Genomic DNA, 12307 nt, shown 5'->3' on the forward strand with positions numbered 1-12307 from the left:
GGCCTACAAGATCTGGGCCTACGTCATTTCGGGCGTCTTTGCCTCGATCGGCGGCATCCTGCTCGCCGCCCGGCTCGGTCGCGGCGACATCGCCTCCGGCAACAATCTGCTGCTCGACGCGGTCGCCGCGGCGCTCATCGGCTACGCGGTGCTCGGCGCCGCCAAGCCCAACGCCTTCGGCACCGCCGTCGGCGCGGTGTTCGTCGGCGTCCTGCTGCAAGGCCTGACGATGATGAACGCTCCTTACTACACGCAGGATTTCGTCAAGGGCGCGGTGCTCGTCGTCGCCCTTGTCTTCACCTTCGCCCTTTCCGGCAGGGGCAAGAGATAGTTGCGACCGGGACATTGATGAGAACACAAACGGAGGAAAAAGTGAGCATCACAAGGAGACTTTTGGGGAAGGCGGCACTCGGCCTCGCCGGCGCGGCGCTGCTGATGCAGGGCACGGCGTTGGCGGCGGACCGCCCGGCGCCGTTCGACAAGCCCGGCGTCAAGATCGCGCTGGTGCGTTATCTCTCGACCGGTGACTTCTTCCAGGCCTATCTCTCGGGCGTCGAGGCGCAGGCCAAGGCGCTCGGTGTCGACCTGCGCGTGCTGGACAGCCGCCAGGACGCCGCGCTCCAGGCCGACATGGTCGACCAGGCGATCGCGCTCGGCGTCCAGGGCATCATCATCCAGCACGGCCTGACGGAATCGATGAAGGACGCCGCCCAGCGCGCGGTCGACGCCGGCATCAAGGTCGTCGCCTTCGACGTCAATGTCGAGAACCCGAAGATCCCGCAGATCGAGCAGTCGGACAAGGATCTCGCCAAGCTGGCGCTCGAACAGGCGGTCAAGGACAATGGCGAGAGCTGGAAGGCCGGCTATGTCTATGTCGCCGGCATCGCCCCGCTCGACCGCCGCAACGAGACCTGGGTGGATGTGAAGAAGAAATATTCGGGCATCAGCGAGGTCGCCCAGTTCGGCACGCTCGACAACCCGATCGCCAACTCCGTCGCCAACCAGGCGCGCTCGGTGCTGCAGGCGCATCCCGACATCAAGGTGATGTTCGCGCCCTATGACGAGTTCGCCAAGGGCGTGAAGATCGCCGTCGACGAGGCGGGCCTGAACAAGGGCATCAAGATCTACTCGGCCGACATCTCGACCTCGGACATCGCCGCCATGCGCGAGCCCGACAGCGCCTGGGCCGCCACCGCCGCCACCAACCCGGCCGTCGTCGGCCAGGTCTCGGTGCGCGCGTTGGCGCAGCTGCTCGCCGGCGAGGATCCCGGCCACAACGTCATCGTGCCGCCGACGCTGATCACCCAGAAGGAGCTGATCGACAAGGACATCAAGAACATGGAAGACCTGTCGGCCAAGCTGCCGCAATTCGCCCATGCCGATGTCGCGATGCCGGCCTGGATGCCGAACCCCAACGCCAAGTAAGAGTAAGGCAGTCACGAAATGAAGAGAGCGGTCCAGCGGGCCGCTCTCTGTCTTTGTGAGGGCTGCTGTTGCGGCCTCACCGCTGCCAGAAGGGCAGTTTGGCGATCTCGGCCTCGACCTCTTTTTTCGTCAGCCCGATATCGTCGATCAGATGCGGATTGTCCCTCGCCATCCGCTTGAGCTCAGCGCGAAAATAGGCCTGCTTGCGGTGCTCCGCGATGAGGCTGCGCAGAGCCGCGAGGCCATAGCGTCGCCGGCCCGTGTGCATTGCTGGTGCCGCCGCCAGACATGTTGAAGGCGCAAAGCTGTCGTTCATGGCAACCTCCATCGAAATGAGGGTTCCGAAAGCCCTCGACCTGATTGAGATTGCACTGTGCCGCAGGCGGCGAGCGGCGTAATTAAGCTCTCCCAAATAGTTCTCAAAACTTCCAAATCGGGTAGACGGGTTCGCCGTTTCACGGAAACGGCGAACCCGTCTATCCCTTTGTTTTTACGCAATTCCGGGCGGAAGCTTACGGCGAAGGCGCCGAACTTAACCGCTCACACTTTTCCTGGAATTGCTCTATAGATCGCCGCATGCAGGGATCGCGCTTTGCTTTCGGACCGTTCGTGCTTGATCCGGGCGCGGGAACGCTGCTTCGGGGCGATGTTCCCGTTGCCGCCGGCTATCGCGGGCTGAAGCTGCTGGAAGCGCTCGTCGCGCGTCCTGGCGAAATCCTGGCCAAGGCCGAGCTGATGGACGCGGCCTGGCCGGGCACGGCGGTAGAGGAAGGCAATCTCACCGTCCAGATCGCGCAATTGCGCAAGCTGCTCGGTCCGGCGGCCGGTGGTGGCGAGTGGATCGCCACGGTGCCGCGTGTCGGCTATCGCTTCACCGGTACCGTCGAACAGGCCGACGCCACGCGCAAGCCCTTGCCGCTGCCCGACAAACCGTCGATCGCCGTGCTGCCCTTCATCAATCTGAGCAACGATCCCGAGCAGGAGTCTTTCGCCGACGGCCTGACCGAAGACCTGATCACCGATCTTTCACGGATTCCGGGCCTCTTCGTCATCGCGCGCAATTCGGTGTTTGCCTACAAGGGCAAAGCGATGGACGTGCGCGCCATCGCCGGCGAACTCGGCGTGCGCTATCTGCTGGAGGGCAGCGCCAGGCGCGCCGCGGGGCGTGTGCGCATCAACGCCCAGCTGATTGACGCGCTGAGCGGCAAGCATCTGTGGGCCGAGCGGTTCGATCGCGCCCTGGAAGACATCTTCGCCGTTCAGGATGAGGCTACCGCCAAGATCGTCGAGGCGCTGCTCGGGCGGCTGCGCGCGCCGCCGGAGCGCAATCGGCCGAAGAACCTCGAGGCCTATGATCTCGTCGTGCGGGCACGCAAAATGTTCGACGAGTCGCCGCAGATGGCGCGCGAGGCGCATCTGATGCTGACGCGCGCGATTGCGCTCGATCCGGACTATGCCGAGGCTTATCGCTGGCTTGCCATGAACCACTGGATGGGATGGGTGCATTGGGGCGAGCCGTTCGAGCCTGCCCGAAGCACATCTCTTGAGCTGGCGCGCAAGGCGGTGGCGATCGACTCCAACGACGCTGGCTGCCGCTGGGTGCTGGCGAACCTGCTTGCCTATGAGCGCGATTTCGAACAGGCCGAGATTGAGTTCGCCAAGGCGATCGAGCTCGATCCGAACGAGGCGGATATCTGGGCGACATTGTCCGACATCGAGGTGCTGGCCGGCCAGGTGGACTTGAGTCTCGAGCACATCCGCAAGGCGTTCCGGCTGAATCCCTTTCCGCCGAGTTGGTATTATCTGACGCTCGGCCAGGCACAGTATGCGGCTCGCGACTATGAAGCCGCCGTCGAGACGCTGCGCCGCGACGAGACCTACCGCACCAGCTCGCGCCGCTTCCTGGCGGCAAGCCTCGCGCAGCTCGGCCGCCTCGACGAGGCGCGCACCGAGGTCGCGCTGTTCCTCGTCGGCAATCCGCATTTCTCGACGCAGCGCTGGGTCGACACGGAGCCGTTCCTTGACGACGCGACGCTTGAGCATTTCGTCGAGGGTTTCCGCAAGGCCGGCCTGCCGGAGTGAGGCCGACGTAACCTCAGCGGCCGGCGCGCGCCAGCCCATGCGCCACCAGCCGGTCGATGACCTCCGGATAGCTGACGCCGCTCGCCGCCATCGCCTTGGCGTACATGCTGATGTTGGTGAAGCCCGGAATGGTGTTGAGCTCGTTGATCAGGAAAGTCATGTCCGGCATCAGGAAGAAGTCGACGCGGGCCATGCCGTCGCAGCCGAGCGCCCGGAACGCCTTTGCGGCCATGTCGCGCATGGCTTCTTCGACCTGCGGCGGCAATTCCGCCGGCACTATGAGCGCAGCGCCGTTCTCGTCGATATATTTGGCGTTGTAGTTGTAGAAGCCGTGGCTCTCAGCGGGCACGATCTCGCCTGGACGCGAGACGAAGAGCTCGCCGGCGGGACTCTCCAGCACGCTGAATTCGATCTCGCGGCCACGAACGAATTCCTCCGCCAGCAGCTTGCTGTCGTGCTGGAACGCCTCCGCGAGGGCCCGGTCAAATTCCTGGCTGGCATTGACCTTGGCGACGCCGACTGACGAACCCTGCCGCGCCGGTTTGATGAAGATCGGCAGCCCGAGCCGGTCTTCCAGTTCGGCAAGCGTAGGCGCCGCACCCTCGTCGATGGTCACCGAACGTGCGACGGGCACGCCCGCCGCCTTCAGCAGCCGCTTGGCGATGTCCTTGTCGAGCGCCGTGGCCGACCCCAATATGCCGCAGCCGGCGAGCGGCACGCGCGCCACTTCGGCCAGTCCCTGCGCCGCGCCGTCCTCGCCATGCAGGCCGTGCAGCACCGGAAACAGGATATCGATGGCGGGCAGGTCGTGGGGCGCGCCGCTGGCGGGTATCGCCAGCATCCGTCCATGCCCGCCCGGCGCCAGGCAGACCTGCGTGCCAACCGACGGCGTCGCCAGCGCGCCGTTCTCGAAGCTGCTCAGCAGCCATTGCCCTTCGCGCGTGACGAAGATCGGAACGGCATCGTATTTCGCCGGGTCCAGCGCTGCCATGACGTTGGCCGCCGAAAGCAGCGACACGTCATGCTCGGCGGAGCGTCCGCCGAACAGCACACCGATACGAAGTCTTTTTGCGGGCATCGACAACTCCACCAATGATCAAGGGTTGGAGCTCGCATGCGAAACACCAGGCATCCCCTTCAACCGTAGTAAGCGGACGATTGGAGTGGGACTTTGACCGGTTGCAGCAGTTTTTCAGCAGAAGCGCGAAGGGCCTTGCGCCGGAACAGCATCAAAACAAGGACATGGGTGGTTCGTCGCTCGCCAGCGCTTGCTGGAATACCGCCGGTCCCGACCTTACTCGTTGAAGAGGTCCGAATGCGAGCCGGTTCGTGCAAGCTGCAGCTCTCCATTCGCCACGCGATAGATCAAAAGCCAATCCGGTTCGATGTGAGCGTCACGATAGCCCTTCCAGTCGCCTTTCAGCGGATGGTCTTTGTAGATCGGCGGCAGTTCATGCTCGCCGATCAGGTGAACTAAAATCTGACGCAACTTGCCAAGATCCTTGCCACGCTTCTCCATACGCTTCACATCCCGGCGGAATTGCCCGGAGCGAACGGGGATCAACATGTCAGATTTCCAGATCGTTGAATAGCTCGTCGGCCGAAGCGAACCGCTTGCCCTTGCCCTTCTCCAATTCGGCCATGGCCTTTCGCGTGGTTGTGTTCGGGACTTTCACCGGAAAGGGAAATTCTTTGTCCGCGGCGACACGGACCAACAGCAGGCGAATGGCGTCGGAAACCGACAACCCCATGGCCGCCAAGGCTTCCGTAGCCTGATCCTTCGTTGCGGTATCGATGCGAGCGCGGACTACCGTATCTGATGCCATGTGCGACTCCTCTGGAGCACAATGTAGCTACAGAGGAGCATTCCTGCAAGCAGGTACCCTGTGCTTTACAGGACAAGCATCACCGCAGCGCCGCCGCGATGTTGCCGCCGTCGACGGTGGTCACATCGGCGGTGGTACGCTCGGCCAGCGCCTGGTGCAGGAAGGCCTGCGCCACGTCGTCGGCTGTCACTTCCTGCCCGAGCAGATTGCCGGACATATATTCCTTCTCGGACACGCCACGCGCGCCGGACCGGCTGGCGATCATGGCGTCGGTCAGGAGGCCGGAGCGGATGCGGTCGGCGTTGACCGCGTTGGAGCGGATGCCATAGGCGCCGTAATCCAACGCATATTGCCTGGACAGGAACAATGTCGCCGCCTTCGGAATGCCGTAGGCGCCGAATTTCGGGCCGGGATTGATCGCCTGCTTCGAGGTGTTGAAGAGCAACACGCCGCCAGTACCCTGTTCCAGCATGATGCGCACCGCGTTCTGCGCCGCCGACTGGTGGGCGAAGAAGTTGAGCTCGAAGCTCTTGCGCAGAGTGGCGTCGTCGAGCTCCCCGATACGGCCTTCCCAGGCGGCTCCCGCGTTCGAGACCAATATATCGACGCCGCCATAGACCGCGATCGCCTTGTCGAAGGCAGCGCGCATCTCGGCCGGCTTGGTGATGTCGGCACCGACGCCGATCGAGTTGTTGCCGGCCGCCTTCGCCGCGTTCGCGGCCTTGGCTGCGTCGACATCGACGATCACCGCATGGGCGCCGTTGGCGGCGAACAGCTTTGCCGTCGCGACGCCGATGGCGCCGGCGCCGCCGGTGATCAGCACCACCTGGCCGGTCAGCGGCTTCGGCTTGTTGGAGGCAAGCTTGGCCTGCTCCAGCGACCAGTATTCGAGCGGGAAGAGGTCTGCCTTGGAGAGCGGATGAAAATTGCCGATAGCTTCGGCGCCGCGCACCGCCTCGATCCACATCTCGCCGACATCGGAGGCGATCTTGGCATCCTTCAGCGTGCGGCCATGGCCGAACATGCCGAGACCCGGCACCAGCGTCAGGCGCGGCATCGGGTCGAGCATGGTGCGGTTGACCTCGTCCAGCGCGTCATTGGTCTCGAAATAGGCGGTGTAATCCTTGACGAAGGCCTCGACATGGCTGCGCACCACGGCCTTGTAGTCGCCGAGCTTGTCGGCGTCGGGCGCTGGCACCGCCATCGGCCCGGTCTTGATGCGGATCGACAGATCGGGCGTCGACACGCCGCGGGCGGCATAGTCGGCGATCTTCGCCGAGTTGATGAAATCGACGATTGCGTCCGAGGTGCGGAAGTCGCTGATCATGCGGTCGAAACGGCCTTCGCCGCGCGCCACGGCAACCGCGCCGCGCAATGTCGGCGCGATGTCGCTCGGCTTGGCGAGCTTTGCGGGCAGCGCCGCCTTGGCCGCCTGCGGCTTGCCTTTCCTGGCGACATACTCCTCGGCGACATTCACATAATGGATCATGCGGTCATAGGCCTGCCTGGCATCGTCGCCGAAGGTGAAGATGCCGTGCTTGTCGAGGATCAGGCCTTCGACACTCGGGTCGGCATCGAAGACTTCCGCGGCCACCTTGGCGAGGTCGAAGCCCGGCTTGATGTAGGGCACGTAACCTAGTCTGTCGCCGAACACGGTCTTGATCAGCGGTTTGCTGTCCTCCTGGTCGACAATGGCCAGGATCGCGGTCGAATGCGTGTGGTCGACGAATTTGTGCGGCAGGAAGGCGTGCAGCAGCGTTTCGACCGACGGGTTGGGGGAGGACGGATTGATCAGATTGGAGCGCTGCAGCGCCACCATGTCCTCGTCAGAAAGCTTGTCCAGCGCGCGCGCCTTGAGCAGCGCGCCCATCTTCACCGCCGGCAGGCCTTGCGGCTCGATGACGGCCATGTCCCAGCCGCTGCCCTTGACGCAGAGCACATCCCATTCGTCGCCGAGGAGATCCGTGGCCTTGGTCTTGCAGGACGTGTTGCCGCCGCCATGCAGCACCAGCCGCGGCTCTCCGCCGAGCAGGCGGGTCGTGTAGACGCGCAGCGCAAGGTCGCCGCCGACGCCCTTCCTGGCGTAGTCTGCAACCATCTTCTCCGCGTCAGCGTCGTTCCAAAGGTTCTTCATGTCGTTGCGTCCGATACTCGTCTTTTTGCTCATGAACAGAAAGCCGCGACGCCTTTATGACAGAAGCGGCGAGGGTGGTTTCTAAGAGGCCTTCTTGGTTGCCGCCTCGGCGTATTGGAGCAGGCGCTCGGCCATATGCGCGCCGATCACCAGATGCGTGCAGAGCCCGCCGGCGATGGCCGCAAGCAGCGGCTCGAACTTCGTATCTTCCTGCACCACCATCAGCCGCTTCTCGATGGCGCGCAGCGAGGCGAGCGCGGCGGAGATGACGCGCCGGTTGTAGCTGCAGTCGAGCACCTCGCCCCTGGCGTCGATGATCTGCCCGGCGATGACGCCGGCCGCACCCTGGCTGCGCAGCGCCTCCATCTCGGCCGGCGACAGCGCGCCACATTTCACCAGATGGCTGTCGGCGTCGACCGCGCCGACGGAATAGAGCGCCAGATCGCAGTCGGCGATGCCGGCGAGCTGCTCGCGGATCACCGGCTCGGCGCGCAGGCTCTTCGCCAGCTCTTCCGTCGACAGCACCAGCGGCGCATAGAAGTTCAGGCCCTTGGCGTTGAGCCGTCGCGCGATCTCCATCGTGCACTGGTCGGGCCGATAGGAATAGGGCGCGCCGAGATTGCCGCAGAGCTGCACCACGGTGACGTCCTGCAGGTCGGCGAAGGACATGATGTCGGCTATGGTGTAAACGGTGCGGCCCCAGGCGACGCCGATCCGGTCGCCCTTCTTCACCAGCTCGAGAAAGACGCTGGCCGCGAGCACCGCGATGTCGGTTGAGGGATCGGCGAGATAGGCATTTTCCGGCGCGATCCAGACGGCGTCGAGCTCGAAGGCGTCTTCAACCTTGCGTGCCATAACATCGTCGGTGAAGAGCTGCGTCGAGGTCGAGATGTTGACGATGCCGGTCTCGCGCGCCTTGCGCAGATACATGGCGACCGAGGCCCGCGAAATGTTGAGCTGGCTCGCCACTTCGTCCTGGCGAAGGCCATGCGCATAGTAAAGCCAGGCGGCCTTGTGGATGAGCTGTTCTGCCGGTCTGATCGCCATGCCGCCTCCCTGGCTGACATTAGTCACGGCTCTCGACAAAAGTCAAACCTGAGTGAGCGGAGGCGTTTACCTGTCGGCAGGGCTCAGCGTGGATCGCCGTTCTGTCAAGCGACCGGATCATAGCATTTTCAGCTATTCGGAGGGATAGCGTGACAGCGGGCCTGAGGTTAGAAGGTTCGAAAAGAACTTGGGGAGAACGGGATGGCCAATCCCTACGAACAGGATCTCGACAGGAACGCCGCCAATTACCAGCCGCTGACGCCGCTCACTTACCTTGAACGCACTGCCAAGACCTATCCCGACCATGTCGCTATCATCCATGGCAGCCAGCGCATCACCTATCGCGAGTTCTGGCGCCGCTCGCTGAAGCTTGCATCGGCGCTTGCGCGGCACGGCATCGGCAAGGGCGACACGGTGACGGTGATGCTCTCCAACACGCCGCCGATGCTGGAAGCGCATTTCGGCGTGCCGATGGTGAAGGCGGTGTTGCATTCCCTGAATACCCGCCTCGACGCCGCCATCCTCGCCTTTCAGCTCGATCATGCCGACTCGAAGGTGCTGATCGTCGACCGCGAATTCTCGGGCGTGGTCAAGGAGGCCTTGGTGTTGGCCAAGGCCAAGCCGTTGATCATCGACTATGATGATCCCGATTATGCCGCCGACGCTCCCTACCCGAAGGGCGAGCGGATCGGCGTGCTCGATTATGAGGACTTCGTCGCCGCGGGCGACGAGGCGTTCGCATGGTCGATGCCGGACGACGAATGGGAAGCCATCTCGCTCAACTACACGTCCGGCACCACCGGCAACCCGAAGGGCGTCGTCTACCATCATCGTGGTGCCGCCCTGATGGCCTACACCAACACCATCCATGCCGGCATGGCCAGGCACGCGGTCTATCTGTGGACGCTGCCGATGTTCCATTGCAACGGCTGGTGCTTTCCCTGGACGCTTGCCGTCCAGGCCGGCACCCATGTCTGCCTGCGCTGGGTGCGGGCGAAGCCGATATATGACGCGATCGCCGATCACGGCGTCACCCATCTGTGCGGCGCGCCGATCGTCATGTCGGTGCTGATCAACGCGAAGGACGAGGACAAGCGCCAGTTCCCGCAGACCGTCACCTTCAACACCGCCGCCGCGCCGCCGCCGGAAGCTGTGCTTGCCGGTATGGCCGACGCCGGCTTTGCCGTCACCCATCTCTACGGCCTGACCGAGACCTACGGTCCGGCCGTCGTCAACGAATGGCACAATGAGTGGGACGCGCTGGAGAAGGGGCCGAGGACGGCGAAGAAAGCGCGCCAGGGCGTGCGCTATGCCGCGCTGGAAGGGCTGACGATCATGGACCCCGAGACGATGGCGGAGACGCCGGCCGACGGCGAGACCATTGGCGAGGTCATGTTCCGCGGCAATATCGTCATGAAGGGCTATCTGAAGAACCGGAAGGCGACCGACGAGGCCTTCGCCGGCGGCTGGTTCCATTCCGGCGACCTCGGCGTCATGCACCCCGACGGCTATATCCAGCTCAAGGACCGCTCCAAGGACATCATCATCTCGGGCGGTGAGAACATCTCCTCCATCGAGGTCGAGGACGCGCTCTACAAGCATCCGTCGGTCGCCTCCTGCGGTGTGGTGGCCCGCGCGGATGAGAAATGGGGCGAGGTGCCGGTCGCCTATGTCGAGCTGAAGCCCGGCAAGACCGCGACCGAAGCCGAGATCATCGAGCATTGCCGGGGGCTGCTGGCCCGCTTCAAGGTGCCGAAGGCGGTGGTGTTCGCGGAAATCCCGAAGACGTCCACGGGGAAGATCCAGAAGTTCCGGCTAAGGGAAATGGCGAAGGGGGCGTAGTACGCTCCTCCCGCCATGACCGCGACGTCGACAGCTTGCGCTAGCAACCGCGACTTCGTCATCCACGGGCGGAGCAAGGAGCGAAGCGACGTCGCGGAAACCCTAGGATCTATGCCGTGACCATGCGGCCGCGCTCCGGCGGTTGAGAGTAGCCGTCAGCGACGATATCGTCGTAACCTTGATCCGCCTTCGTTCTTCGGCCTACGTCACGGAATGGATCCTCGGGTCTGCGCGCGTCGCTTCGCTCCTTGCTCCGCCCGTGGATGACGACGCCGCCGGGGCAAATGGCTAATCGTAAACCCCGGCCCTCGCAACTGTCACCATCTGTCACCAGTTATACGCGTACGTCGATTTTGCGTTGACTCCTCGCTGCTTTCGTTTTACGACTGACGAAAATTGAAATTCGTCACTCGTCAAACCGAAAGCGCCATGTCCGAAGCCGCCAACATCGTGGCAGACCCCACCAGACAGGAGAATGTGACCCGCATTCTCGACTGCGCCGAGCGGCTGTTCCGTCACTATGGCTACGGCAAGACCAACGTCGCCGACATCGCCCGCGAGCTCGGCATGTCGCCGGCCAACATCTATCGTTTCTTTGCCTCCAAGGTCGAAATCCACCAGGCCGTCTGCGGCCGCATGCTCGGCGCCAGCTACAAGATGGCCTATGAGATTATGCACCTGCCGATCAGCGCCGAGGAACGGCTGCGGCGCTACATCCATGCCCAGTACAAGATGACGCTGGAGGTCATGCTCGACCAGGAGAAGGTGCATGAGATGGTCATCGTCGCGCTGGAACGCGACTGGGGCGTCATCGACAAGCATGTCAACAGCATCCACGACCTCTTCGCCGAAGTGATCCGCGAGGGCATCGAGGCCGGCGAGTTCAGGGAACAGGATCCCGAGACGGCCTCGCGCTGCTTCGGCGCCGCGACCATCATTCTATGCCATCCGCAGATGGTGGCGCAGTGCCTTGCAAAGACCAACCGGGCGATGCCCGACGAACTTATCGACTACGCCATCAGAGCCTTGAAATAGAAGCCGCCCGCCGGGTGCGGTCGACGATCATCTCCAGTTCGGGAGTGCTAAGGTGTCTTTGTCCAATTCCATCCTCCGCAAGCTGCCGGCCGCCGGCCTCCCAACCGCCGCCGTTATCGCAGCAGTGCTTGGCCTTGCCGGCTGCAGCCAGGAGAAGGCCGAGGTCGTCCAGGAGGTCGTCCGGCCGGTCAAGGTGGTCGAGATCGGCGAGGCGCAGACCACCCGTCAGCTTGACTATTCCGGTTCGGTGCGCGCCCGCACCGAGATGAATCTCGGCTTCCGCATCGCCGGCAAGGTCACCGAGCGCCTGGTCGACATCGGTCAGCACGTGGATGAGGGCGACGTCCTCGCCCGCATCGATCCGGCCGATTACGAATTGTCGGTGAAGAGCGCCGCGGCCAGCCTCGACGCGGCCGAGCGCCAGGTCGAGACCGTCGACCTTGCCAGGAAGCGCGCCGAGCAACTCTATGCCAAGAATTTCGCGCCGAAGTCGCAGCTCGACCAGGTGCGGCTGACCTACGACCAGGCCGTGGCGAACCGCGACGCCGCTCGTTCGACGCTGGCCCAGGCGCAGAACCAGGTTCAATACGCCGATCTGAAAGCCAGCAAGAACGGCATCGTCACCGCCATCTCCGCCGATGTCGGCCAGGTGGTCGCCGCCGGCACGCCGGTGATGACCGTCGCGGTTGACGGCGAGAAGGAAGTTTCGATCGCGGTGCCGGAGATGGATATCGCGGGCTTCAAGCCCGGCAAGGAGGTCAAGGCGAGCTTCTGGTCTGACGAAGGGCTCACCCTTGACGGCAAGGTCCGCGAGGTCGCCGGCAGCGCCGATCCGCAGTCGCGCACCTTCGCCGTCCGGGTGTCGCTGCCCAACGATCCGCGCGTGCTACTCGGCATGACCGCCAATGTCCAGGCG

11 protein-coding genes and 1 pseudogene are annotated in these 12307 nt (G+C 63.8%); 6 read left to right on the forward strand and 6 right to left on the reverse strand.

The genetic code is table 11. From position 1 onward, the window contains the following. Both EOA24_RS12600 and EOA24_RS12605 read left to right on the forward strand, forming a co-directional pair. Positions 1-331, forward strand: a pseudogene (locus EOA24_RS12600) (ABC transporter permease); the annotation flags it as partial. Between the two features lie 41 nt (positions 332-372). Continuing rightward, a complete protein-coding gene (locus EOA24_RS12605; RefSeq protein WP_042638932.1) occupies positions 373-1425 on the forward strand; it encodes a substrate-binding domain-containing protein in 1053 nt (350 codons plus the stop codon). A gap of 76 nt (positions 1426-1501) precedes the next feature. Here the strand turns inward: EOA24_RS12605 and EOA24_RS12610 are convergent, their stop codons facing one another. Beyond that, positions 1502-1741 carry a DUF1127 domain-containing protein gene (locus EOA24_RS12610; RefSeq protein WP_245491076.1) on the reverse strand — a complete coding sequence of 80 codons (240 nt, stop codon included), beginning with the start codon at positions 1739-1741 and terminating at the stop codon, positions 1502-1504. 260 nt (positions 1742-2001) lie between these two features. Here EOA24_RS12610 and EOA24_RS12615 point away from each other — a divergent pair, with 260 nt between their 5' ends. Then, a complete protein-coding gene (locus EOA24_RS12615; protein WP_127256301.1) occupies positions 2002-3507 on the forward strand; it encodes a winged helix-turn-helix domain-containing tetratricopeptide repeat protein in 1506 nt (501 codons plus the stop codon). A 13-nt stretch (positions 3508-3520) separates the two neighbouring features. On the opposite strand, the gene EOA24_RS12620 is transcribed toward EOA24_RS12615, so the two are convergent. The 5 genes from EOA24_RS12620 to EOA24_RS12640 form a co-directional block, all read right to left on the reverse strand. After that, positions 3521-4585 (reverse strand): D-alanine--D-alanine ligase family protein, encoded by a 1065-nt coding sequence (locus EOA24_RS12620; protein ID WP_126078687.1) that lies wholly within the window; start codon positions 4583-4585, stop codon positions 3521-3523. Between the two features lie 216 nt (positions 4586-4801). After that, a complete protein-coding gene (locus EOA24_RS12625; protein WP_126078686.1) occupies positions 4802-5074 on the reverse strand; it encodes a type II toxin-antitoxin system YafQ family toxin in 273 nt (90 codons plus the stop codon). Between the two features lies 1 nt (position 5075). Next, entirely contained in the window at positions 5076-5333 is a 258-nt protein-coding gene (locus EOA24_RS12630) for a type II toxin-antitoxin system RelB/DinJ family antitoxin (protein WP_126078685.1), read from the reverse strand. 79 nt (positions 5334-5412) lie between these two features. Continuing rightward, positions 5413-7467 (reverse strand): bifunctional aldolase/short-chain dehydrogenase, encoded by a 2055-nt coding sequence (locus EOA24_RS12635; protein ID WP_127256303.1) that lies wholly within the window; start codon positions 7465-7467, stop codon positions 5413-5415. Positions 7468-7548: 81 nt separating this feature from the next. Then, positions 7549-8514 carry a sugar-binding transcriptional regulator gene (locus EOA24_RS12640; RefSeq protein WP_126078684.1) on the reverse strand — a complete coding sequence of 322 codons (966 nt, stop codon included), beginning with the start codon at positions 8512-8514 and terminating at the stop codon, positions 7549-7551. A gap of 201 nt (positions 8515-8715) precedes the next feature. Between EOA24_RS12640 and EOA24_RS12645 the strand changes: the two genes are divergently transcribed. From EOA24_RS12645 to EOA24_RS12655, 3 genes are all read left to right on the forward strand, one after another. Next, complete coding sequence (locus EOA24_RS12645; RefSeq protein ID WP_126078683.1) at positions 8716-10356, forward strand: acyl-CoA synthetase; 1641 nt, start codon at positions 8716-8718, stop codon at positions 10354-10356. Between the two features lie 429 nt (positions 10357-10785). Then, a complete protein-coding gene (locus tag EOA24_RS12650) occupies positions 10786-11391 on the forward strand; it encodes a TetR family transcriptional regulator (RefSeq protein ID WP_126078682.1) in 606 nt (201 codons plus the stop codon). A gap of 52 nt (positions 11392-11443) precedes the next feature. Then, the coding region (locus EOA24_RS12655) for an efflux RND transporter periplasmic adaptor subunit (RefSeq protein WP_127409826.1) at positions 11444-12307 on the forward strand (864 nt) is incomplete at its 3' end.

Origin of the sequence: Mesorhizobium sp. M2A.F.Ca.ET.039.01.1.1 (genome assembly GCF_003998035.1) — a bacterium.
In the GTDB taxonomy this organism is placed as follows: Bacteria; Pseudomonadota; Alphaproteobacteria; order Rhizobiales; family Rhizobiaceae; genus Mesorhizobium.

Bases quoted from the DNA above. Each gene is read 5' to 3' on its own strand.
- EOA24_RS12610 (WP_245491076.1), bottom strand. From the start codon at position 1,741: ATGAACGACAGCTTTGCGCCTTCAACATGTCTGGCGGCGGCACCAGCA.
- EOA24_RS12615 (WP_127256301.1), top strand. From the start codon at position 2,002: ATGCAGGGATCGCGCTTTGCTTTCGGACCGTTCGTGCTTGATCCGGGC.
- EOA24_RS12620 (WP_126078687.1), bottom strand. From the start codon at position 4,585: ATGCCCGCAAAAAGACTTCGTATCGGTGTGCTGTTCGGCGGACGCTCC.
- EOA24_RS12625 (WP_126078686.1), bottom strand. From the start codon at position 5,074: ATGTTGATCCCCGTTCGCTCCGGGCAATTCCGCCGGGATGTGAAGCGT.
- EOA24_RS12630 (WP_126078685.1), bottom strand. From the start codon at position 5,333: ATGGCATCAGATACGGTAGTCCGCGCTCGCATCGATACCGCAACGAAG.
- EOA24_RS12635 (WP_127256303.1), bottom strand. From the start codon at position 7,467: ATGAAGAACCTTTGGAACGACGCTGACGCGGAGAAGATGGTTGCAGAC.
- EOA24_RS12640 (WP_126078684.1), bottom strand. From the start codon at position 8,514: ATGGCGATCAGACCGGCAGAACAGCTCATCCACAAGGCCGCCTGGCTT.
- EOA24_RS12645 (WP_126078683.1), top strand. From the start codon at position 8,716: ATGGCCAATCCCTACGAACAGGATCTCGACAGGAACGCCGCCAATTAC.
- EOA24_RS12650 (WP_126078682.1), top strand. From the start codon at position 10,786: ATGTCCGAAGCCGCCAACATCGTGGCAGACCCCACCAGACAGGAGAAT.